Origin of the sequence: Sphingomonas paucimobilis NBRC 13935, from assembly GCF_000739895.2 — a bacterium.
GTDB lineage: Bacteria > Pseudomonadota > Alphaproteobacteria > Sphingomonadales > Sphingomonadaceae > Sphingomonas > Sphingomonas paucimobilis.
Genome location: NZ_BBJS01000061.1, coordinates 26563 through 49099 on the forward strand (window position 1 = coordinate 26563; position 22537 = coordinate 49099).

The 22537-nt window shown below is 67.2% G+C and carries 18 protein-coding genes; 7 read left to right on the forward strand and 11 right to left on the reverse strand.

What is annotated here, in order from left to right:
* Nucleotides 1-8: 8 nt before the first annotated feature.
* Nucleotides 9-1313, forward strand: coding sequence for a glycoside hydrolase family 183 protein (locus SP6_RS18210; RefSeq protein WP_007405548.1), 1305 nt, complete (start codon nucleotides 9-11; stop codon nucleotides 1311-1313).
* 54 nt (nucleotides 1314-1367) lie between these two features.
* On the opposite strand, the gene SP6_RS18215 is transcribed toward SP6_RS18210, so the two are convergent.
* Nucleotides 1368-3893, reverse strand: coding sequence for a TonB-dependent receptor (locus SP6_RS18215; protein WP_050794195.1), 2526 nt, complete (start codon nucleotides 3891-3893; stop codon nucleotides 1368-1370).
* 358 nt (nucleotides 3894-4251) lie between these two features.
* On the opposite strand from SP6_RS18215, the gene SP6_RS18220 reads away from it, so the two are divergent.
* On the forward strand, nucleotides 4252-5481 hold the full coding sequence (locus SP6_RS18220) for a hypothetical protein (protein ID WP_007405574.1): 1230 nt from the start codon (nucleotides 4252-4254) through the stop codon (nucleotides 5479-5481).
* A gap of 6 nt (nucleotides 5482-5487) precedes the next feature.
* Here SP6_RS18220 and SP6_RS18225 read toward each other — a convergent pair whose 3' ends face one another.
* Nucleotides 5488-6924, reverse strand: coding sequence for a serine hydrolase domain-containing protein (locus SP6_RS18225; RefSeq protein ID WP_007405594.1), 1437 nt, complete (start codon nucleotides 6922-6924; stop codon nucleotides 5488-5490).
* 99 nt (nucleotides 6925-7023) lie between these two features.
* Nucleotides 7024-8433 carry a winged helix-turn-helix domain-containing protein gene (locus SP6_RS18230; protein WP_126053208.1) on the reverse strand — a complete coding sequence of 470 codons (1410 nt, stop codon included), beginning with the start codon at nucleotides 8431-8433 and terminating at the stop codon, nucleotides 7024-7026.
* 211 nt (nucleotides 8434-8644) lie between these two features.
* Here SP6_RS18230 and SP6_RS18235 point away from each other — a divergent pair, with 211 nt between their 5' ends.
* Nucleotides 8645-9130 (forward strand): DUF6644 family protein, encoded by a 486-nt coding sequence (locus SP6_RS18235; RefSeq protein WP_007405535.1) that lies wholly within the window; start codon nucleotides 8645-8647, stop codon nucleotides 9128-9130.
* A gap of 54 nt (nucleotides 9131-9184) precedes the next feature.
* On the forward strand, nucleotides 9185-9685 hold the full coding sequence (locus SP6_RS18240; protein WP_007405567.1) for a DUF6644 family protein: 501 nt from the start codon (nucleotides 9185-9187) through the stop codon (nucleotides 9683-9685).
* Nucleotides 9686-9895: 210 nt separating this feature from the next.
* Here SP6_RS18240 and SP6_RS18245 read toward each other — a convergent pair whose 3' ends face one another.
* Nucleotides 9896-10930: an AraC family transcriptional regulator gene (locus SP6_RS18245; RefSeq protein WP_037568986.1), complete on the reverse strand. Its 1035-nt coding sequence runs from the start codon at nucleotides 10928-10930 to the stop codon at nucleotides 9896-9898.
* 78 nt (nucleotides 10931-11008) lie between these two features.
* Here SP6_RS18245 and SP6_RS18250 point away from each other — a divergent pair, with 78 nt between their 5' ends.
* The 3 genes from SP6_RS18250 to SP6_RS18260 are packed head-to-tail and all read left to right on the forward strand — an operon-like array spanning nucleotide 11009 to nucleotide 14014.
* Nucleotides 11009-12259: an ornithine cyclodeaminase family protein gene (locus SP6_RS18250; protein ID WP_227876566.1), complete on the forward strand. Its 1251-nt coding sequence runs from the start codon at nucleotides 11009-11011 to the stop codon at nucleotides 12257-12259.
* 25 nt (nucleotides 12260-12284) lie between these two features.
* A complete protein-coding gene (locus SP6_RS18255; RefSeq protein WP_007405610.1) occupies nucleotides 12285-12707 on the forward strand; it encodes a RidA family protein in 423 nt (140 codons plus the stop codon).
* A 14-nt stretch (nucleotides 12708-12721) separates the two neighbouring features.
* A complete protein-coding gene (locus SP6_RS18260; RefSeq protein ID WP_007405528.1) occupies nucleotides 12722-14014 on the forward strand; it encodes an NAD(P)/FAD-dependent oxidoreductase in 1293 nt (430 codons plus the stop codon).
* A gap of 9 nt (nucleotides 14015-14023) precedes the next feature.
* On the opposite strand, the gene SP6_RS18265 is transcribed toward SP6_RS18260, so the two are convergent.
* From SP6_RS18265 to SP6_RS18295, 7 genes are all read right to left on the reverse strand, one after another.
* Nucleotides 14024-15556 carry an aldehyde dehydrogenase family protein gene (locus SP6_RS18265; protein WP_007405597.1) on the reverse strand — a complete coding sequence of 511 codons (1533 nt, stop codon included), beginning with the start codon at nucleotides 15554-15556 and terminating at the stop codon, nucleotides 14024-14026.
* Complete coding sequence (locus tag SP6_RS18270; protein WP_007405564.1) at nucleotides 15553-17052, reverse strand: APC family permease; 1500 nt, start codon at nucleotides 17050-17052, stop codon at nucleotides 15553-15555. The genes SP6_RS18265 and SP6_RS18270 overlap by 4 nt, the downstream gene beginning before the upstream one ends.
* Nucleotides 17053-17173: 121 nt before the next feature.
* Nucleotides 17174-17971: a cyclase family protein gene (locus tag SP6_RS18275; RefSeq protein ID WP_007405510.1), complete on the reverse strand. Its 798-nt coding sequence runs from the start codon at nucleotides 17969-17971 to the stop codon at nucleotides 17174-17176.
* Nucleotides 17968-19140: an SDR family NAD(P)-dependent oxidoreductase gene (locus SP6_RS18280; RefSeq protein ID WP_007405501.1), complete on the reverse strand. Its 1173-nt coding sequence runs from the start codon at nucleotides 19138-19140 to the stop codon at nucleotides 17968-17970. The genes SP6_RS18275 and SP6_RS18280 overlap by 4 nt, the downstream gene beginning before the upstream one ends.
* Nucleotides 19137-20306, reverse strand: a complete 1170-nt coding sequence (locus SP6_RS18285) for a thiolase family protein (protein ID WP_007405522.1) — start codon at nucleotides 20304-20306, stop codon at nucleotides 19137-19139. The genes SP6_RS18280 and SP6_RS18285 overlap by 4 nt, the downstream gene beginning before the upstream one ends.
* Complete coding sequence (locus tag SP6_RS18290; protein WP_007405543.1) at nucleotides 20306-21919, reverse strand: AMP-binding protein; 1614 nt, start codon at nucleotides 21917-21919, stop codon at nucleotides 20306-20308. Before SP6_RS18290 ends, SP6_RS18285 begins: the two co-directional genes overlap by 1 nt.
* A gap of 115 nt (nucleotides 21920-22034) precedes the next feature.
* Nucleotides 22035-22517: a MarR family winged helix-turn-helix transcriptional regulator gene (locus SP6_RS18295; RefSeq protein ID WP_007405570.1), complete on the reverse strand. Its 483-nt coding sequence runs from the start codon at nucleotides 22515-22517 to the stop codon at nucleotides 22035-22037.
* Nucleotides 22518-22537: the final 20 nt, after the last annotated feature.

The window sequence follows — 22537 nt, forward strand, 5'->3', positions numbered from 1 at the left end:
GCGGCAGCATGTTCAGTCGGCGGGATCTGCTGTCGCACGGCCTACTTGCGACCGGCGGACTGCTGGCCGCGCCGGCCCTCGGCGCGGGGGCACGGACCCCGGTCGGCATCCTGCGTCGCGACGCGACGATCCGCCGGCTGGGTGGGATCGGCGACGGGTACAAGATGACGCTGGCGGCGGACGGGCGGCAGTTCGTGGTCGTCAACGACGGCCCCGGCTGGGCCCGGCCGCCGACCGCCTTCGACGACAGCGCGCTGTGGACGATCACGGGGCCGCCGACCGCGCCCGCCTTTCGCCCGGTGCCGGGCTACCCCGACCTCGACAAGGCGCATCGCCCAGACGGCGCGCCGACCTATCACGGGCACGGCATTCTGGCCGTGCGCGGGCGACTGATCCAGTTCCTCGCGACGCTCGACCGGGCGGAGGATCGCCCGCGCCACTGGACCGGCGCCAAGCTGATCTATTCGGACGATGGCGGGCGGCACTGGCGCAATGGCGATGGCAGCACCCCCGTGATATGGGAGGATTGGAGCGAACAGTCCGGCGACCGCTTCGCCTTTTTCGGTGAGCCGGACGGCTGTTTCTCGTTATTGTCGATCCTGCAGATGGGGGCCGATTACCGCGCCAACCGCGACGGCTACATCTACATCTACGGTCTCAACGGCAACGTCGACGGGCGAATGAACGAACTGGTGATGTTCCGCGTCGCGATCGACCGGGTCACGGACCGTTCCGCCTATACCTTCTTCGCCGGTCAGACCGCCGATGGCGGCGCGCGCTGGACACCGGACATCGCCGAACGGGCGGTGGTTCAACGGTTTCCGGCGGGCTGGGTCAACCGCACCAACCTCTTTCCCGGCGACCTGGTGGTCGAATCCTGGCTGCCGAGCGTCGTCTACAATGCGTCGCTCGACTGCTACATCATGGCGAGCGCCGGTATCGGTGCCGCCCCCGATGGCACCGAATTCGGTAAACCGAGCTATCTCGGCATCTGGATTGCGCAGGCGCCCTGGGGCCCGTGGCGGCAGATCCACGAGGATTCGGCCTGGACACCGGGCGGCAATCCGGCGGCGCGGGCCTATGCCCCGCAGATCGCACCCGGCTGGATCGCGGCGGACGGCCGTTCCTTCTGGCTGAGCTGGGCCGATCTGGACGGTATTCGCGCCTTCGGTCGCGACGAGGCGCTGATGGCCGCCGCCGTCGCCAAAGCCACCACCCCGGCCGCGCGAACCGCCGTCGAGGTGGACTTCATCCGGCGCTATATGCCCGGTTTCTCCCTCAATACGCAGCGCATCGACCTGATCCTCCGTTGACCAGCCGGTCGAGGATACGGGCCAGCGCCCGCATCCTCGACCGTGAATCGAACCCTATCGCCGCAGCGTCGCGGTCAGACCGATCGTGCGCGGGCGGAAGGTGCCGGCCCGAAACCGCGTCGAATCGAGCGTGTCATGGTACAATGCCAGCACCGGATGGCTGTTCGTCACGTTGTTGACGAACAGGCTGAGATCGATCGCATCCCGGTCGGCGGTCTTCAGCCGGGTGCCGATACGGATGTTGAGCAGCGAGGTGGACGGCGGCCGAGGCAGCGCCGGATCGACCAGCGGCGATTCCAGGTTCAGCGGCTTGTCGTTGTGGCTGCTATAGGCATAGTCGACGCGCGCATAGATCTCGTCCAGCCCGATCGGATAGGCGTATTCGCCGTTGAGCTGCACCGACCAAGGCGCAATGGCGAAGGGTTCGCCCGCCCGCCGGATGATCGTGCCACCCGCGCCCGGAATGTCGGTGGTGTAGCGCGCATTGGCGTAGGACACCGCCCCGCCCAGGGTCAGCCCTTCGACGGGCCGCAGGGTCAGCGCCAGGTCGAATCCGTCGATCTGCGCATTGCCGAGGTTGAGCATCACCTGCTGCTGGCAGATCGGCAGTACCAGGAGCGTCTGCACGTTCTTCCATTTGACGCGATAGACCGATGCATCGACCAGCAACTTGCCACCGAACAGCCGGTTCTTGCTGCCCGCCTCGTAACTCCATACCGAATCCGGGTTGATCGTGTTCGACTTCGTCGGATCGAAACCGATCGCCGCCGCGTCGGTCGCGCAGCTGACGCCGACGGCCGGCGACACGCCGGGGCCGCGAATGCCCTTGGCCGCGCTGATGTAGAACAGGTTATGCTTGTCCGCCTGATAGGCGACGCCCAGCTTGGGCGTCGCCGTCCGGCTGGTCACCTTCAACTGATCGACCCTGCCGGCGGTGCCGAACAGCGGGCCGGCGGTGAAGCCGTCATAGCGATAGTCCGCGATGGTATAGCGCAGGCCGGCGGTCAGCTTCAGCCCCGACAGGATTTCGTAATCGGCCTGGGCATAGGCGGCCTTCTGGTCGTCGACATGGATGTTGCGCTGATAGGTCGAGTAGAGCCCGCGATACAGCTCCACCCCGAACTGGGGATTGTCCGACAGCGAAGCGAAGGGTGGCAGGCCGTTCTGCTGCTGGCCGACATTGACGACGTCGAGCAGCCGGGGATCGCTGCCGGCATATTGGTCGTAGACGTTGGAATGCTGGTAGAACAGCCCGACGATCCAGTTGAAGCGCGCATTCGGCACCGCGTTCTGCAAGCGCAGTTCCTGTGTGAATGCCTTTTGCCGGGTGTGGCTGGTGGTGCTGGGCGTATAGTTCGCGAAGCCCGGCAGGAAGGCATTGGGAACGCGCGCGTAGATCGCGAGGCTGAGCGTCGTGTCGTCGCTCGTCGATGTGGTGTGCCGGTCAAAATAGGACGTGTCGGACACCAGCGTCATGCTGCCGAGATCAAGCGACGCCTTCAGCGCGGGCAGATAGAAACGGTCCTTGCGATATTCGGGCAGGACGTTGAGGCTGAGATTATACCGCGCCTTGGACGGGTCCGACGTCGCCAGCTCGTAGCGCGAGCCGTCGTCGTAATTGAGGTTCTGCACGAACAGCGACGGGGTGATCGTCAGCGTGTCGGTCGCCTTCCAGCCCAATGCGATGCGGGCGGAGAAGCTTTCCTGGCTGTTGATGTCGCGCTGCGTCACCTGCTGCGTGAACCGGTCGAGCCGGTCGATATAGCCGCCGTCGCGGCGATACCAGACGCTGGCGCGCAACCCGATCTCGTCCTCCTTGATCGGCGCGCCGCCGGCGAGCCCGATCTCGTAGCTGGGTGCGCCGTTCTGCGTTATCGCCACCTCGCTCCGGCCATAGAGGCTGACCGTGTCATAGTTTGGCGTCGGCGAGATGAAGCGCACTGCGCCACCGACCGAACCACTGCCGAACAGCGTGCCCTGCGGCCCGCGCAGCACCTCGACCCGGTCGAGGTCGAACACCTGCGGATAGGCGTTGCTGAGCGACGGGCTGACCCCTGTCCGCGTCTGGATCGGGGTGTCGTCGATATAGACGCCGGTGGTCGGGATGCCCGAGCTGGAATCCACGCCGCGGATCGCGATCGTCGTCTGGCCGGTGCCGAAGGCGGTGGTGCTTTGGCCGAAGGTGACGCCGGGCGTCAGCCGGGCGATGTCGCCGATTGACCGGATGCCCTGCTTGTCGAGTTCGACTTGGCTTTTCGCGACGATGCTGGCCGGTACGCGGCTGAGCGATTGCGACTGGCGGGTGGCCGTGACGATGATGTCGCCGCTAGCGTCCTGACCCACCGCAGGGGTCGCCGGCGTTGCCGCAGGGGCGGTCGCGTTCGGCACTCCGGCATCCGGCGCGTTGGCGTGATCGGCGGCGGTTGCACCCGGGGCCCCTGCGGTCGTCGTCGTCGTGGAAGCGTCGGGCGCGACCTGCGCGTGGGCGGGAACCGCCAACGCGACGATCGGCATCAGCACACCGGCCAGCAGGCCGTGCTTAGGGGGATGGAGGCCACCATCCCGCCGATACTGCATCATCTTCTCTCTCCCTTTCCTGAAGGTGATGACGATGGCGGCCGGCGGCATTCACGATCCTGCGGGTGATGTCGCTCTGTAGTCCGTCCAGTCATCATTCGGTGCGGAGGCAGCGGCAAAGCCCCGCCTGCCGGTGACGTTTGTAACACAGACGGGCCCATGAGAAACCTTTGTTGCATAAAATAAACAGTTCGCAACAGTTACATTCCGTGCTGTTACACGACGTTCTGACCGGTTTTCGACCTTGTCGCGGAGGGATGGAAGGCTATCATCGATCATCCGATCCGCCATGAAAGGCTTCGCGAGACATTTTGGCAGACCGGCACTCCCCCCATTCCCCAACGCCGGGACGACCGACCGGATGAGCGACTCCCTTTTCGACCGGGAGGTCGCGAAATTCCGACAGGTGCTGACGACCGGCCGCTCGTCGATCTTCCTCCAGCTGTTCGACTTTCTCGTCGCGCGCTCGGGTGACGACCGCGCGCCCAAGGAGGTCGAGATCGCGCTGGCGGTGTTCGGCCGCAATGGGGAACAGGGCGACCTCCCCGATTCGGTGGTACGCGTGTCGATGCATCGCCTGCGCAAGCGCCTGGATGCCTTCTATGCCGGCCAACCGGGCGCCCGACTGCAAATCCCCAAGGGCGAATATCGCCTCGTCCTCTCCGATCATCCGGTACCGCCGGCAGCCCCGCCGGGCCCTTCCTGGCCCGTCCGCCTGGCCGCGCGGGGATCGCGCTTCTGGCTGGGTGTGCTGGTGGCGGTCGTCCTGCTGAACGCCGCCCTGTGGTGGGTGATCGCGCCGGGCCTGTCGCCGAACGGATCGACGAACGCGCTGCGCAGCACAACGTTCTGGCGCGCCCTGACCCCCGGTGCGCCCGCGGTGATCGCCATCGGCGACAGCTATGTCCTGGCCGAAACCGATAACGGCAAGGACGTCAAGCGACTGATCATGGAGCCGGCAATCCGCAGCCGCGACGATTTCGGTGGCTATATGACCACCCACCCCTCGACGTTCTACACGCTCTACGATCTCGACGTCTATTATACCCCGGTCGGCACGGCGGCCGCCGCCTGGAACATCCTGCCGCCGCTATCGGCGCTGCTCCGCGACGGAGGCGTGCGCCCGCGCCTGATGTCCGCGTCGCGGCTCAAGCCGCCCACGTTGGAGGGCAGTGACGTCATCTATATCGGGCCGCTCGCGTCGCTGGGCATTCTCACCCTGCCGGTTTCGCAGGCGTCGGGATTCACCATGAGTCTCATGGCAAATGAGCTGGTCGATCGGACCACGGGCAAGCATTATGCGATGGAAACCGGCGGCTCGGGCAACAAGCAGGCCGGCATCGACTATGGCTACATCGCCACCATGCCGGGGCCTGCGGGCAAGCGTATCTTCGTGATTGCCGGGCTCGGCAGCACCGCCGTCCAGAGCATGGCCGATCTGGTCGCCGATCCGGTGCAACTGGCGCAACTCAGCGGCCGTGCCGGATTGCCGACATCGTTCGAGGCGCTGTACGAGGTGCGCACCGCCGGCAATGTCGTGTTCGGGCGCACACTCGTCGTCGCCCGCCCCCTGCAGCACCATCGCCGCTGACGGCGATCAGGGCTCCAACGGCGCGTCCCATGCGGTGACGGGCGCCAGGTCGAAACTGCCGATCCGGCCGTTCGGCGCATAGCCCAGCCGCACCTCGACCACCCCTTGATCGTAGCGCGCACGATAGCGATGGAGGTGGTCGTCGCCCGCCTCGCCCCGACCGAACGGCGCCACTTCCCGCAACGCCCCCAGCGGCTGGAGCGTCGCGCGATATTCCGCCATCATCTCGGTGAAATCGAGCTTCGAGACTGCGGTGAATGCGCGGGGATCGGCGGTGCCGGCCGCGATGGCGCGCAGCAACTGTGTCACGAAGGCGCCGACCTGCGGCGTGTCCTCGGGGATCGGTGCCGCGGGTGGACGGGCGAGACCGGGATCGATCATCCCGGCAACATGCCGCGCGATCTCCTCCGCATCGCCGCTGTCGGCGTTGAGCAGGGCGACGACGGTCAGTTCCTTGCCCGGATAGCGGATGATCGCCGAGCGGAAGCCCTGCCACGACCCAGCGTGCCGCCATGCCACATGCCCGCCTTCCTTTTCCAGGAACCAGCCGAAACCATAGGGATAGGTCCGGCCGCTGCGCAGGGTCACGGGCGTGCCGACCAAGGCCCAGGACGTGGGACTCAGGACCGCGCCGCGCGACAGGCCCCCTGCCCAGGCGGCATAGTCCAGCGCCGACAGGTAGAGCGTGCCGTCCGCCGTCGAATTGGCGGTCGGGGAAACCCAATCGGGATGGCGCCACCGCCCCCCGCGCCATTCATAGCCCGATGCGCGATTGGGGATCACCGCCTGCTCGTCGATCGGCTGCGCGGTCCGCATACCTAGCTGCTCGAACACCCGCGTCCGAAGCAGCTCGGCGTAAGACATGCCCGTGACCCTGCGCACGATGAAGCCCAGCACAATATAATCGGTATAGCTGAACCGCCACCGCGTGCCGGCAGGGAAGTTCAGATCCTGGCGGTAGATGATCCCCAGCAACTGGTCGTCGGTATAGTCGGTGCGGAACTCGCCATTGGGTGTCGCGGGCAGGCCGGACACATGGTTCAGCAGTTGCCGGATCGTGATCGGCTGCCAGCTACGCGGCGCATCGGGCAGGAAGCGGCGCACCGAATCGTCGAGCCCGATCCGCCCGTCCTCGACAAGCAGCATCACCGCCGCCGCGGTGAACTGCATCCCCACCGCACCGCTCTTGAACAGCGTATCGGGATGGACCGGCACGGAATGTTCGAGGTTGGCGATGCCATAGCCTTGCGCGCGCAGGATCACGCCCCGGCGGATCACCGCCAGCGCCGCGCCGGGGACATGCTGGCGCGCCATCGCCTGGGTCACATAATCGTCGACCGGATCCGCCGTCGCCGGTGCCGCCAGCAGTAGGAGCGCGATGGCCAGGCCGGCGATCCGGCCGGGTTGGGTCAGCAGGTCGGTCATCGCGGATCGGGTCATCATCGGCTCGGCATCAGGGGTAGCGGACGGCCATCCTGCCGTCCGGCCCGCCGCCGCGTGATTGCAGAAACGGCCAGCCGGACGGCCAACCCGGCCAGCGGATCACGGCCGGGCGTGACCGGCCCCCTCATAGGTGTCGTCCGGGAAGCGCTGGCTGGCGTCCGGCTTGTCCCAGATGCCGCCAAAGCGGAGCGGGCGTTGCAGCAGCAACGTGCCGCTAAGGTTCAGATTGCCCATCGTGCGCACCTGATACAGCGCCTCGAACCCGCCCGAATTGATCGCGGCTCGGTGGTTCAGCGCTTTCAGCCGCCCGGCATCGACGGCCAACTCGGCCATCTGCAACAGCGCCGGATCGCGCGTGCCGGCGATCACGACGATATGGTTGCCCGACGGACCCGGCAGGCTGGCGATATAGCCATAGTCGCGCCGCGCGATCTGCTCGTCGGCCTGGACGATCCCGCCGTCCGAGCGGAAGCGGCGGCCCGATGCGGTGTCGATCAGTTCATCCCACGACTGGCCAATGCGAAAGCCGGATGCCTGGAACAAGGGATTGCGCAGCAGCGTACCGAACCCGCTTAGCTGGCCGACATAGACCACGTCGGACGTCTTCAGGATGTCGGGCGTCAGCTGCGACGCCGCGATCAGCGTGACGCGCGTGGCCGGATCGCCGCGCAACTGGCGCAGGGCCGCGTACAGGTCGCCCAGCGCCAGCACCGCTCCCGACGGAACGTAGCGCAGGTCCATGTCGATCGCGCGGCCGATCTGGTCGGGATGCGCCATCAGATAGATGTCCAGATCCTCGCGCGCATTGATCGACGGATTGCGCACCAGCCGCGGCGACGGCACCGGGGCGCCGGGTGGGACCGCGCCTGGCGCCTCAGCGAACAGGTAATAGTCGCCCAACACCAGCGTGATCGGACGGTGGCTGAACGCGATCGGCCGCCACAGATATGTGCGCGCCAGCGACGACGTGGACGCGGGCGCGCGATAGGCGCGCACGCTCCACCAAATCCCCAGATTGACCAGGGCCAGCACGACCAGCACCGCCGCCACCAGCCACCAGCGTCGCTGCGGTAGGGCGGCATCGGCCGTCACGGCCGCGGGCGGGGCGATCGGGTCGGGACGCTCTTCGACGAGGACGACGCGGTACTCGCCCTTGGGGATCGACAATCGGGGACCGGGCCGGTCGGCATAGATCTGGTCCAGCGCCTTGCGCAGCCGATGCACATAGACGCGCACCGTGGCATCCTGCGGCACATCGACATCACGCCCGATCGAGAACACCTCGTTGGCGATCTCGATCTCCGCCGGCGGGCGGTCCGCCAGCGTCCGGTCGATCAGGAAATCGAACAGGCGCAGCAGCTTGTCGGATCTCTTGAAGCCGATCGACTCACGCACGACCTTCGCTTCGGCAAGCAGCGCCGACGATCGCACCGCACCGGCAAGTTCCCCCGTGCCCATATTGGCGTTCAGGCTGTCGCCCTGTCTCATATTGTTGTTCAGCATAGACAAAGCGGCATTCCTCGCAAGATTTTTGCGGAAATCGCCCTTGGACGTGCGGTTGCTTCCAACCGTTTCCATCCGCTCGGTTGCCGTAAGTAACCGTTTCAAGATACGTCGACCGCCGGGCATGTGCTTAAGATTCGCGCCAGTAGGTGGGACGAGGCGCGCGGGAACGAACGTCGCCGGATTCCTACCCTTCACTCATGGGAGAGACCGCGCGATGTCCATCGAGACCTTCGGCAACTGGCTCTATGAAACGCCGATCAGCACATCGATCCGCGACATCACCTGGATTATCCCCACGGTGCAGAGCATCCACATCCTGGCGATCGCGATCGTCGTCGGATCGGCGCTCGTGTCCGACCTGCGACTGGCGGGGGTGCTGGCGACGGACGAGACACCAGCCACCGTGGTGCGCCGCTACCTGCCCTGGATGTGGGGGGCGCTGGTCGTGCTGCTGCTGACCGGCATCGTCATGCTGGTCGCGGAGCCGGGACGAACGCTGACCAACACCGTGTTCTGGATCAAGATGGCACTGGTGCTGTCCGCCTTCGCCCTGACCATGGCGTTCCGCAAGCCGCTGCTCGATCCGCAGTTCCGCATCGATCACGCGCACTGGCGCGCGGCGGTGAAACCCGCGGCCTGGGCGTCGCTGGCGATCTGGATCGCGGTGGTCTTCTGCGGCCGCTGGATCGCCTATACCTGATCTCCGCCCCGCCGCATCGATCCGATTTCACCATTTCCTGAAAAGGGGCTCGCCATGTCCTTGGACACGCTGTTCCAGTCGCTCTACGATTCGTCCCTGTCCTCCGCGATCCGCGAGAACACCAGCTATTTCCCGTGGCTGGAATCCTTTCACGTGCTGGCGATCACACTGGTATTCGGGACGATCTGCATCGTCGACCTGCGTCTGCTGGGCTATCGATCGCACCGGCGGGGCGCGCGACAACTGATCGTCGACCTCTTGCCGTTCACCTGGGTCGCATTCGCGGTGGCGGTGGTGACCGGCAGCCTGCTGTTCGCGTCGAACGCGGTCGCCTATTCGCACAATGCGCAGTTCCAGTGGAAGATGATCGCGATCCTCGCGGCCGGGCTGAATATGGCCGTGTTCCACATGACCGCCTATCGCCGAATCGTGGACTGGGACGACGATGCATCGCCGCCCACCGCGGCGCGGATCGCCGGTGCCGGCTCGCTGATCCTGTGGATGCTGGTGATCGTGTTCGGGCGCTGGATCGGCTTCACCCTGTCGGTCTTCTGAAAATCTATCTGAAAAACTCGCGAAAGAACGAATTTTCAAGGCCGCACCGGCCGCTCCCCTACTTGAACGCCCACAGAATATCCTTGATGGGCGGTCGCGCGGGGGAGCGCCCGTCACAGCCCAGGTTTCCGGCGATGTGAAGCATCGTGGGAAGGCTGTGGGGGGCACCGCGAGACGTATTAAGGCACGTTTTCGAACGGCCCCTGAGGCCTATGGCTTCTTCGCGTAACGCCCCGGCGACACCCCGGTCCAGTCCTTGAATGCGCGCGAGAAGGTGGCAGTGTCGGAATAGCCGAGCTGCTCCGCCGCCACCGCCAGCGGCAGGTCCGGCGCCTGCAATATTGCCCGTGCCCGATCCTGCCGCGCCTGCTGCAACAGCGCGCGGAACGACGTGCCCTCCTCCATCAGCCGCCGCCGGAACGAGCGTTCGGACAGGTTGAACTCGGCCGCCATCGACGTGCAGTCGACATGCGTGCGGCCCAGGCGACTGGCGATCCGTTCCCGCGCCCGCGCGACCAGGCTGCGATGCGACGGCGCACCCGGCCCCATCAGGTCGAGGAGATGCGTCTCCAGGATCGTGCGCAACCGGTCGTCCTCCGCCCGTGCCGCACTGGAGAAGGGCCGGTCGAGATCCTCGTTGCGGATCACCAACTGGTTGGCGACCTGATTGCCCAGCACGGGCGCGCGGAAGAACTGCGCCAGCCGGTCTTCCCGCCCGACGATCGAATGTTCGAAATGGACGCGCTGCGGGCTCCACTTGCTGGTCGCCAGTTGGCGCACCACGGTGACGATGCCGGCGAGCGTGAATTCCGCATCCTGCCGCCGTGGCCAGATGCCCGGATCTTCGATGCGATAGCTGTAGGTCGTGACGTCGCTGTCGGTTTCCATGTCCAGGAGCGTGCGGGTCTGCAACCGGCTCTGGAACAGCGTCAGCGAGCCGAGCGCCGCGCGCATCGTGCCGCCCGCCCGCAGCAGCGCCTGGAACAGCCCCAGTTCGGTCAGCCCGAACCGGGCGCCCATCTCCAGCCCCAGATACGGTTCGTCATACTTGTCGGCGGCATGTTCGATCAGCGCGATATAGCGATGGAGCGGTGCCCGCTCGTACGGGGTCGCGATCTGCGACAGGAAGAAGCCATGGTCGCGGAGCAGCGGTTCGATCCGCCGGTCGGCAGCTTGCAGCACGTTGACCAGTGCCGTCAGGAACAGAAGGCGGATGGTCGCCTGTTCCGGGTCGCCCTTCGTCATGGATGACGGCTCGTCTCGTTCCTCGGTCATGGCCCTCCAACCCTCTAGCTGGCCGATTTTGCAAAGGTGGCAACCACCTTGGCAATTCATCTCGTTCCTGCGGCTTGGGACAGTGATGCCCACTTCGGCACGTCCCGGCCGGCGGTCCGATCGTCGGTCCGCACCGGACCTGCGACCAACAATGTGGACGACATGGGCGGCACAACCAAGATCAATTTTATCTATCTTTCCGAACCCGATATGATCCGCGCCGGGGTGACGGACATGCCCGCCTGCGTCGATGCGATGGAGGAGATGTTCGCTCTGCTCCACCGGGGCGATTATCGCATGGCCGGCGCGAACAACAATTCGCACGGATCGATCGTGATGTTCCCCGAACACTCGCCGTTCCCGACCATGCCCAAGCCGACCACCGATCGCCGCTTCATGGCGATGCCCGCCTATCTGGGCGGCAGTTTCGGTACCGCAGGCATGAAATGGTACGGATCCAACATCGCCAATCGTGACAAGGGGCTGCCGCGCTCCATCCTGATGTTCATCCTGAACGATGCCGACACGGGGGCGCCGTTGGCGGTGATGTCCGCCAACCTGCTGTCCGCCTATCGCACCGGCGCGATACCGGGAGTGGGTGCGCGCCATCTGGCACGACGGGATTCGCGTGTCGTCGGCATCGTCGGTCCCGGTGTGATGGCCCGCACCTCGCTCGCCGCGTTCATGGCGGTGTGCCCGCGAATCGACACGGTGAAGGTGAAGGGGCGAGGCAAGGCCAGTCTGGATGCCTTCACCGCCTGGATCGCGGAGACCTTTCCGCAGATCGCCGTCGAGATCGTCGACAGCGACGAGGCGGCGGTGCGCGGTTCCGACATCGTCACCTTCTGCGCCTCGGTCCCGACCGGCGATCCGGCGCGCTACCCGATCGTGCGCCGCGAGTGGGTGGCGCCCGGCACCTTCCTGGCGATGCCCGCCCCATGCAACATCGATGTAGGGATGGAGGCGCCGGAAATCCGCAAGGTGCTGGACAATACCGGCTTGTACGAGGCGTGGCATGAGGAGGTGCCGACCCCCGCCCACGCCATATTCCCGGCGGTCGGCATCCGCTTCCTCGACCTGATCGCGCAAGGGCGCATCGCGCCCGGCACGCTGGAGGATCTCGGCGCGATCGTGGCGGGCGACACCCCCGGCCGCCGGGACGACGAGGAGATCATCATCCTGTCGGTCGGCGGCATGCCGGTGGAGGACGTCGCCTGGGGCACCGTCGTCTATCGCAATGCGATCGAACGCGGGATCGGCGTCGAGCTGAACCTCTGGGACACGCCGGCACTGCGCTGACCCCCCTCATCATCGGGCAGATACCATGACGACCATTACCAAGATCAAGACCGGCTCCTGGTTCGAGGAGCATGGCAGTTATTCGCGCATCGTCGCGGTCGACAACCTCATCTTCGTGTCCAATACCGCCGGCCGTAATCCCCGGACCAAGCTGATCCCGGAGGACGTGACGGAGCAGACAATGCAGGTGCTGGCGAATATCGAGGGGGCGCTGGCCTCTGTCGATGCAGTGCTGGCCGACGTGGTCGCCGTGCGGGTTTTCGTGCAGTCTCCGCAGGACGTGGAGACGGTGATGACCGCCTATGGCAAGCGGATGCGCGGGATCAACCCGACGCTGACCATGACGTGCCCGCCGCTGGGTTCGACGGAATACAAGGTCGAGATCGAGGTGACGGCCTATCGCGGCGCATCGACCGCGACCGTCACCGAACGCACCATCGCGCTCTGACGGGGCCGCACCGGATGGGCCCCGCGATCACCCCTGTTACCACCTCGCCCACCCTGCCGGCGGCGACCACGGTAGTCGTCATCGGCGGCGGCATTGTCGGCCTGATGGCGGCATTGACGCTCGCCGAACGGGGCATACCCGTGACGGTGATCGAGAAGGGCCGGATCGCCGGCGAACAGTCGTCGCGCAACCTGGGCTGGGTTCGTAAGACGAGCCGCGGCCCGCGCGACGTGCCGCTCGCCGCCGAATCCGATCGGCTCTGGGCGCGGATGCACGAGCGGGTCGGCGCCGATGTCGGCTATCGCCGGGCCGGCATCCTCTACGCCGCGCGTACGGAGGCGGAGATGGCCCCGCACGAGACATGGCTCGAATCCGTGCGCGACCTTTCGCTTGATTCGCGATTGCTGTCGGCGCGGGAGATCGACGCGATGGCGCCGGGGGGCACGGGTCGCTGGGTCGGCGGCATCTGCACGCCGTCGGACGGCCGGGCCGAACCGACGCTCGCCGCCAGCGCGATCGCGACGGCGGCGCTGGCCAAGGGTGCATTGATCGTGGAGAATTGCGCGGTCCGCACCCTGTCACTGGCCGGCGGCAGGGTGGCGGGCGTCGTGACGGAGCATGGTGAAGTCCGCTGCGACCAGGTGCTGCTCGCAGGCGGTGTATGGTCGCGGCGGTTTCTCGGCCATCTCGGCATCCCGCTGCTGACGCTGCCGCTCGTCGCCTCCGTCCTGCGCACCGCGCCGATGGAGGGGCCGACCGACATGGCGCTGGGCGCCCCCGATTTCTCGTTCCGCAAGCGGCTGGACGGCGGCTATACGATCACGCAGCGTGGGGCGCTGTTCGCGCCGCTGACGCTCGACCATCTGTTGATCGGGTTGCGCTACCTGCCGACGCTGCGCGCCCAGTGGCACAATCTGCGCGTGGCGGTGACGCGGGATTTCCTCGACGATCTGCGCCTCGGCCGCCGCTGGACCGCGGACACCGTCTCGCCGTTCGAGCGGCTGCGCACGATCGATCCGCCGGTCAACGCCGGCCTGAATGCGGAGGCGATGCGGAATCTGATTGCGGCATGGCCGGTCTTCGCCGAGGCGCGCATCGCACAGACCTGGGCGGGGATGATCGACGTGACGCCGGATTCGCTGCCGGTGATCGCGCCCGTCGCCAAAATCCCGGGTCTGACGCTCGCTACCGGCTTTTCCGGCCATGGTTTCGGCACAGCCCCGGCGGCAGGGCAACTTGCCGCCGATCTGGTCACGGGGGCGACGCCGTTGCTCGACCCCGCCCCCTATCGCCCCGACCGATTCTAACCGCGTCGTTCAGCGCATCGCGGCGGCCGGATCGAGCCGCATGCACACCGCCTTAGGCTCGGTGAAGGCGTGGACGGCGGCAGTGCCGAACTCGCGGCCCAGACCCGACAGGCCGGTGCCGCCGAACGGCATCGCCAGATCAAGGACGTTATGGGTGTTCAGCCACACCGTCCCGGCATCGATCCGGTCGGCGAGCAGGTGCGCGCGGTCGAGATTGCGGGTCCAGATGCTCGCGCCCAGCCCGAATGGCGTGTCGTTGGCCATCGTCACCAGCTCCGCCGGATCGTCGACGCGCACCGCGCAGACCACGGGACCGAAAATCTCCTCGCGCATCACGGACATGTCGCGCGCGGTGCCGCCGAGCACCGTGGGCTTGTAGAACCAGCCGGCGCCCTCCGCCGCCTCCCCCCCGGCGATTGCCACGGCACCCTCGGCCAGTCCGCGCGCAACGATGCCGCCGACGCGGTCGCGCTGTTGCGACGAGACCAGCGGACCGACCTGCGTCGCCGGGTCGAAGGCAGAGCCAAGCCTGAGGTCGCGCGCAATCGATGCCACCCCCTCCATCACCCGGTCGAACACCGGCGCCTCGACCAGCAGGCGCGATCCGGCGGTGCAGATCTGCCCGGAATTTGAGAAGATCGCCGCCGCCGCGCCGGGAATTGCCCGCTCCAGATCGGCATCGGCCAGCACGATCGTCGGCGACTTGCCGCCCAGTTCCAAGGTGGTGCGCTTCATCGTGGCGGCGGCGGCGGCCTGGATGCGCTGCCCCGTCGCGGTCGACCCGGTGAAGGCAATCTTGCGGACCAGCGGGTGGCTGACCAGCGCGGCCCCGACGTCATGGCCATATCCGGTGACGATGTTCACCGCACCGGCCGGGAATCCCGCCTCGACGATCAACTCGCCCAGCCGCAACGTGGTGAGCGAGGTTTCCTCGGAAGGTTTCAGCACCACGGTGCAGCCGAACGCGATCGCCGGCGCGATCTTCTGGATCGCCTGGCCGATCGGAAAATTCCACGGCGTGATCCCGGCAACGACACCGACCGGCCGCCGCTCCGTATAGGCACGGTACAGCGCCGGCTCCTCGACCAGCGGGGACAGGGCGACATATTCACCCGCGATCTTGGAGGCCCAGCCCCCGAAATAGCGCAGGCCGTCGATCGTGAACTGCAGGTCGATCGCCCGGGTCACGCCGAGGAGCTTGCCGCTGTCGAGCGACTCCAGCACCGCCAGTTCCTCGCGATGCGCCTCCACCAGCAGCGCCAGCCGTTCGAGCAGCCGGCCGCGATCGATCGGGCGTAACCCGCGCCAAGCGTCGCTTTCGAAACAGCGATGCGCGGCGGCCACGGCGCGCTCGACATCGGCTTCGCCGCAGGCGGGGATCGCCATGATCGTCCGCCCGGTCGCGGGGTCAACCGCGTCGATGGTCCGCCCGGGCTGCAAGGCGGGGACCAGCGCACCGTCGAGCAGCAGCAGTCCCTGAGGCAGCCGGACCGGCGGGTGGGTGGGTTCGTTCATGGCGGTCTCCGATACGGTCAGGGTCATGCGCGCACCCCGATGGCAGCGGCGGGCGGCACGTCGCGCTCCGCCTCGACATGGGTCGAGCCGACGCGGGCATAGAGGTCGGGCCGGCGGGTGCGCAGGTAGAGTCCGTGCACCACCCCGCCCACCGCGAGCGGCAGGAACAGGAACGGCAGGTCGTTGACGATGCGCAGTGTCGTGCCGGTCAGCGTCGAATAATTGGCGAGCGACAGATAGGTCGCGATCGCGATCAACACCCCGCCGACGAATGGCGCCACCGTCTTGCCCGGTGACATCTCCCCCCGCCGCGCGAAGAAGATCGGCACCGACAGCGAAGTGGTGGTCAACAGCAGCATCAGCCCGACCGCGCCCATCGACGACAGGCTGGTGGCAAGGCTGAGCAGCGGATCGAGCCCCGCTAGCGCGAACGCGCCAGCGATCAGCGCCAGCGTCGCGGTCAGCAGGATGCACGCAGCCGAGGGCGAGCCGTGCGTCGCATGGACTCTGCCCAGCGGCGCGGGCAGCAATCCGTCGCGGGCCAGCGCGAACAGGTAACGGGTGATGTTGTTGAAGAAGCCCAGCATCGCTGCAAATAGGCTGGTGATCGTCAGCAGGCTCAGCACGTCGCGGCCGATCGTGCCCAGATAGTGCTGGGCGACGTTGCTCACCAGCCGGCCGGGATCGGCGCCCGCTACCGCCTTCACGTCGCCCGGCGCGATGCTGAGCACCAGGCACCAGGACGACAGGACATAGAAGGTGCCCAGGATCAGGATCGCGCCATAGGTCGCGCGTGGCACGCTGGTCTCGCGGTCGCGCGCCTCCTCCTGATAGATCGCGGTCGCCTCGAACCCGATGCAGCCGTTGATCGCGTAGATGACGGAGATGCCCAGGCCGGGCGCCAACACCGCGCCGGGCGTGAAGCCGGTGAAGTCCAGCCCCGCCCACCCCCGCGAATAGAGGATGGCGGCGTCGAGGATCAGGATGACGGCCACTTCGAGGAGCAGCGCGACCGTCAGCACCTTCGCCGCCATCGTGATCTTGTGATAGCCGAGCCAGGCGATGATCGCGATGCTGATCGCGGCCCACATCTCCCACCGGGTGGCGATACCGAACAGATGCTGCACGAAATCACCGGCGAAGAAGCACAGCGCGCCCAGTACGGACGACGCCGCGCAGACATAGGCGACCACCGCGACATAGGCGGCGGCGATCCCCGCCTCCTTGTTGATGCTGGCGGCTATATAGGCATAGAAGGCGCCGGCGTTGCGGATGTGCGGAATCATCCGGACATAGCCGACCGCGAACAGCATCATCGCGCCGCACACGAGGAGTAGCGTACCGGGCATCCCCGCGCCGTTGCCGAACGCCAGCGCGAGCGGCACCAGCCCGGCCAGCACCCCCATGGGCGCCGCGCAGGCGAGGATCATGAAGACGATATCGGTGCTGCCCAACATGCCCGGCAGCAGGCCGTTGCGCGAGGGGACGTCGCTGGAAAGAGGGGACGCGTCGACTCTGGTCATGAAAGCACTGTCGCTCCTGAAGACATGCCCGGGCCTTCTGACCGGAAGCGGCGAGCATCCGCCGACGTGCCCGGCCGCGACATGGCACTTGTGGCCGCCAACATGGCAGTTCCGGCCATCGTCACGCCGCCTCGCCCGGGACCAGCGCGATGACCCGCAGCGGGCTTCCCGATCCGCCTAGGATCTTCAGCGGCGCCGCCACGATCACCGCCCCCCGCACGGGCAGCCGATCGAGGCTGGTCAGGCATTGCAGGCCGAACCGGCCATTGCCGTGCAACACCGAATGGGCGGGCAGCGGCTCCTCGAAATGCGCCGCCTGCCCGGCATCGGTGCCAACCGTCTCCACCCCCAGCCCCACGCAGTCGCGCTCGTGCACCAGAAAGCGCATCGCGTCGGCGTCCGGCCCTGGCGAATGGGCACCGTCCTCCTTCAGGTTCAGATAGTCGGGCGTGCCGACCCGCCGATACCAGTCCGTCCGCAGCAGGATCCAGTGGCGCGGCGGGATCGCCCCGTTCCGGCTCTCCCAATCCTCCAGAAAGGCGCGGGTCAGGATGAAATCGGCGTCGGCGGCGCTTTCGGTGCTGATGTCGATGACGATGGCGGGGTGGACGAAGTCGTTGGGGGCCAGCGCGTCGACAGTGCCGTTCGGCACGTCGCGCCCGGTGATCCAATGTGCCGGCGCATCGAAATGCGTGCCGGTATGCTCGTTCATCGAGATATTGTTCCAGTACCACGCCGGCCCATCCGCGTCGTAGCGGGACACCCGCTCCATCCGGAACGGTTCGCACTGGCCAAACTCGGCCGGCAGCACGATCACTGGAAAGTCGGGCGACAGCGTGTTAGTCAGATCGAGCACCCGGACCCGCCCGGTCGCGAGATCCTGGACAAGGGTCGACAGCGTCGGGCTGGTGCCGGTCATCGATTTTTCTCCCGTGCATAAAGAGCGGGATCGTCCTGCCGGCGCGCGAGGGCGTCGGCGGCGGTCTCTCCCACGAAACTTTCCTCCCGCCCCGTCTCCAGCGCCTCGACCACCGCTTGACCGAGACGGGCGGGGGCGAGGCGGGGAAGCGGCAGCGACTGATGGTCCTGATCGTCGATCGGCCCCGCGAAGATCGTCATGACCCGCACACCCTCGCTACGCATTCGGTGGCGGAAGCTCTGGACCAGCGCATGCCGGGCCGCCTCCGCCGCAGAAAAGGCGGCGAAGGCGGCATCCGGCGCCAGGGCATGGGTCGACAACAGGTCGACGAACGCCCCCGCCGGGCGACTGGCCAGCAGCGGTGCCGACGCCTCGGTCAGCCGCAGCAGGCCGACCACCCCCAAATCGAGCATCCGCTTCTGGTCGACCAGCCCGGCCCCGGGGCGGACCAGCCGCGCCGTATTGACGACGATGTCCAGCGGGCCGGCGATGCCGGCGAAACACTGCGCCACCGACCGCGTGTCGGTCAGGTCCAGCCCGATCCGGCGCACACCCTCTTCGACCGGCCGTGGCTGCGCGGGTGAGGCGGAACCGGCGACGATTGCGGCCGCACCCGCCGCCTGCACGGCACGCACCACCGCCTGCCCCACCGCGCTGTCGCCATCCGTCACCAGGACGCTGCGGCCGCGCACCGGCACCACGAATGCGCGTCCCTGTCGGTCGTCCATCAGCTTTCCCCCTTCCGGCATCGCGAACAGCGCGGCGTCGCCGCCCGGGTCCAGCACCAGCCGCATCACGGCGCGGTCGCCGAGCTTTAGCCGCGTATCGAGATGGACGATTGCGGTCGGCCCCGCATCGAGCGCGACGGTGCCGATCCGCCAGGGCAGGTGGTCGCGGAAATAGAGATCGGTGGTGACACGGATCGTCGTCGCGGCGACGACCCGGGCGCCGCGCGGCTGATCCTCCCATGCAAGGGGACCCCAGCAGCGCGGGCAGATGTCGCGCGGCGGATAGGTGACGGCGCTGCAATCGGTGCAGCGCTGGAGCACGAAGCGGCCGAGCGCCGCCCGCGCCGACAAGGCAACGAGCGCGCCGCTACGCGCGGATGGCGGGACGTGCCGCTCCTTGCGGCGGGCGAGCGGATCGCGTGGTTCGCGCGGGGGCATCATGCACAGGTCTCGATCACCGCCGCCGCCGTGCAGACGCCGCGATCGTAATTGACCAGCCCGAACCCCGAGAGGACGGCAAGCGATGCATCCGGCACTTGATCGCCGAGCGGCTGGCCCAGGATCTGGCGCAACCCCTCCGTCACCAGTTGAAACCCGCCCGCCGCGCCCGCCTGCCCCGCCGACAACTGTCCGCCATTGGTGTTCAGCGGCAGGTCGCCGGCAATGCGGAAATCGGTCGCACGCAGGAATGCCGGCGCCTCGCCTTTGGCACAGAACCCCAGATCCTCCAGCTGCATGGCGATGATGACCGGATAGTCGTCATAGACCTGCACGACATCGACATCCGCCGGCACCCTGTCCGCCGCCGTCCACAGGGCATCGACATCCATTGCCCAGCCACCCCGCCACTGGACAGGATCGTCGGGAAAGGCATTGTGCCGCTCGATCGTCGACAGGATGCATGCCGTCCTCAGGCCGCGACGCTCCGCGATCTCGGGCGTGGTCACGATGAACGCCTCCGCACCGGCGCACGGCATGACGCAATCGTACAGGTGGACGGGGTCGCAGATCGGCCGCGCCGCCAGATAGTCCTCAAGGGTCAGCGGGCGGCGCTGCAAGGCCAGCGGGTTGCTCAGCGCATTGTCGCGCTGCGCGACGCAGAGCCGACCAAAATCCTCGCGCGTCGCGCCATATTTGCGCATGTAATGATCGGTGATCAGCGCGAAGGTCGCGTTCGGCCCGCCGGCACCATAGGGATAGACAGCATCCTGCGAGAAGCGCGAGAATCCAGCCAGCGTGCGCCGGAAACTATCGATATGATTGGTGTCCGCCGCGACGCAGGCGACCAGTTCGGCATCGCCGCATTGCACCGCTCGCGCGGCACGGCGCAGCGCCATCACACCGCTCGCCCCGCCGGTCGGCAGATGATCGAGCCAGCGCGGGCTTAAGCCCAGATGCTGGACCATGCCCACCGCCGTGTCGGGCGCTGCCGAGAAGCTGGCGAAGCAGAAGCCGTCGATATCGGCGGGGCGCAGCCCCGCCGCCTTGGCAAGGCCGCGCAGCGCCCGTCCAGCCCACCAGTGCGCCGAACGGATCGAGAACCGCTCATACGGCACCGTCACCGGCGCGCAGAGCACGACATCGTCATAGGCGGCGGCGCAGCGCATCACACCTGCCGTCTCTTCAGCGCGCGCAAGTCGAAGAACGCCCCCCGCGCCATCGCCTCGACCACCTGCGTCTTCAACGCGGCGCGCAGGATCTTTTCGGTGGGAGTGCGCGGCAGGTCGTCGACGAACGCAATCCAGCCCGGCACTTTGTAATAGGCCATCTCGCCCAACGCCCAGGTGCTGATCGCCTCGGCCGTCGCGGCGTTGCGGTCGGCGGGATCGACGACGATCAGTGCCGCGACCTCGTCGCCGCGCACCGCGTCTGGGGTCGCGGCGACCGCGACCTGGCGGATCAGCGGATGCTTGGCGAGGATCGTCTCGACCTCGATGGCGGCGATATTCTCGCCCGAACGGCGGATGACGTTCTTCTTGCGGTCGACGAAGTGCAGGTCGCCGTCACCGTCGCGCGACACGATATCGCCGGTGTGGAACCAGCCGTCCTGCCACGCCTCCGCCGTCGCCGCCGGGTTCTTCAGATATTCGCGGAAAAAGCCATAGCGCGGATCGGCCCCGGCGCGGCGAACCAGCAGCTCGCCGGGCGCATCGCCCGCCACGTCACGCCCATCATCGTCGACGATGCGGATATCCACGTCCGCGCTCGGCCGGCCGAAGCAACTGGTACCCGTCTTACGCGGCTCTCGACTGGCGCAGATCACGCCGCCGCTGCCGGTTTCCGTCATCGCCCACGCCTCGACCAGCGGAAAGCCGAACCGCGCCTCGAACGGCGCGTGCAGCTCGGTCGCGACCCCCGCGCCGAAGCCAAAGCGAACATTATGCGCGCGATCCTGCGGATCCGGCGGCGCCTTCATCAGCATCGACGGCATCACGCCCAGATAATGGAGGCAGGTCGCACCGCTGCGCCGCACCGAATCCCACCACGTCCTTGGATGAAACCGATCGAGCAGCGTCAGGCAGCCACCGACCGTCACCATCGCCATCACCGATACCGCCATTGCGTTCATGTGGAACACCGGCAGCGGCGTCAGCATCCGCTCCTCGCCCGGATGCAGCACCAGCACGCCGCCGACGTCGCGATACCAGTCGCCCGAATGGAGGAAATAGGTGTTGGTCAGCACGCAGCCCTTGGGACTGCCGGTGGTACCCGACGTGTAGAGCAGTGCCGCCTCCGTCGCCGCATCCGGCGCGGTGCCATTGATCGCCGGGCTCGCCAGCGGCGGCACCGGTTCGCCCGGCACGATCACGGCCATGTCGCTGCCGGCGTTGCGGGCGGCGACCGCGATTTCGTCACGGCGGGCGGGTAGCACGAAGGCGGTGGCCATGCCTGAATGGCCAATGACATATTCCAGCTCGCTGAGCCGCAGGTCGGGATTGAACGGTACGACCGACGCACCGAGCGCGTTGAGCGCGAACCAGATTTCCAGGAACACCGGCCGGTTCTGCAACAGCAGGCCGACCCGCGTGCCGGGGCCATAACCGGCCGCATGCAACACGTCGCGCCACGTCGCCACGCGCTGTGCCATCGCGCCATAGCTGATCTCGCCTGCCTCAATCCCGTAGACGTTCGCGGTCTCGGGCAGGACGTTCAGAAAGGGGCGGTCGCGAAAGGCGATGGCGGTCGCCGCAAACCTCGAGAACGTCGTTTCGCTGCTCACCCTCGCTCCCCCAGAACCGGCGGTACGATCAGGCGTCAGGCTGCACCGGTCGACCGTCAAATAATATGCACATGCATATTTCTACCGGTTGTCGGCTGAAGTCAAGCGTGCGCGATCATCCGTCGTCACCGCGCAGATTGGCGATCATCCGCAACAGGACGCGCTTGCACGTCGCCAGGTCGTCTTCGGAGATGCCGGCGGTCATGACCGCGTAATGCTCCTCCATCTGCGGCCAGCAGGCGTGGAGCAGCGTGCTGCCGTCTTCGGTCAGGCCGATCTCGCGGCGGCGGCCGTCCTGCTCGGACACGTGCCGCTCGACCAGGCCGTTGGTCACCATGGCGTCGATCGCGCGGCTGGCGGTCGATTGCTCGGCAAAGGCGCGGGCCGTAATTTCGTTGACGGTCAGCCCGTTCTGGATGTGCAGCACCGACAGGGTGCGCAGCGTCACCGTATTGATCCCGGCGGCGGCCAGCCGCTTGTTCTGCGCGCTCTGCCCCGCACTGGCCAGCCGATTGACCAGATAGGGGACGAAATCCTCCAGCGCGGCCTGCGTATGCGGCGGCTGGCCAACGCGCCTTTTGCTATCCCGTTCGCTCATGCCCTCACTCCACCGATGCT

Coding starts and splice junctions, on each gene's coding strand:
- SP6_RS18210 (WP_007405548.1), top strand. CDS start 9: ATGTTCAGTCGGCGGGATCTGCTGTCGCACGGCCTACTTGCGACCGGC.
- SP6_RS18215 (WP_050794195.1), bottom strand. CDS start 3,893: ATGATGCAGTATCGGCGGGATGGTGGCCTCCATCCCCCTAAGCACGGC.
- SP6_RS18220 (WP_007405574.1), top strand. CDS start 4,252: ATGAGCGACTCCCTTTTCGACCGGGAGGTCGCGAAATTCCGACAGGTG.
- SP6_RS18225 (WP_007405594.1), bottom strand. CDS start 6,924: ATGATGACCCGATCCGCGATGACCGACCTGCTGACCCAACCCGGCCGG.
- SP6_RS18235 (WP_007405535.1), top strand. CDS start 8,645: ATGTCCATCGAGACCTTCGGCAACTGGCTCTATGAAACGCCGATCAGC.
- SP6_RS18240 (WP_007405567.1), top strand. CDS start 9,185: ATGTCCTTGGACACGCTGTTCCAGTCGCTCTACGATTCGTCCCTGTCC.
- SP6_RS18245 (WP_037568986.1), bottom strand. CDS start 10,930: ATGACGAAGGGCGACCCGGAACAGGCGACCATCCGCCTTCTGTTCCTG.
- SP6_RS18255 (WP_007405610.1), top strand. CDS start 12,285: ATGACGACCATTACCAAGATCAAGACCGGCTCCTGGTTCGAGGAGCAT.
- SP6_RS18260 (WP_007405528.1), top strand. CDS start 12,722: ATGGGCCCCGCGATCACCCCTGTTACCACCTCGCCCACCCTGCCGGCG.
- SP6_RS18265 (WP_007405597.1), bottom strand. CDS start 15,556: ATGACCCTGACCGTATCGGAGACCGCCATGAACGAACCCACCCACCCG.
- SP6_RS18270 (WP_007405564.1), bottom strand. CDS start 17,052: ATGACCAGAGTCGACGCGTCCCCTCTTTCCAGCGACGTCCCCTCGCGC.
- SP6_RS18275 (WP_007405510.1), bottom strand. CDS start 17,971: ATGACCGGCACCAGCCCGACGCTGTCGACCCTTGTCCAGGATCTCGCG.
- SP6_RS18280 (WP_007405501.1), bottom strand. CDS start 19,140: ATGATGCCCCCGCGCGAACCACGCGATCCGCTCGCCCGCCGCAAGGAG.
- SP6_RS18285 (WP_007405522.1), bottom strand. CDS start 20,306: ATGCGCTGCGCCGCCGCCTATGACGATGTCGTGCTCTGCGCGCCGGTG.
- SP6_RS18295 (WP_007405570.1), bottom strand. CDS start 22,517: ATGAGCGAACGGGATAGCAAAAGGCGCGTTGGCCAGCCGCCGCATACG.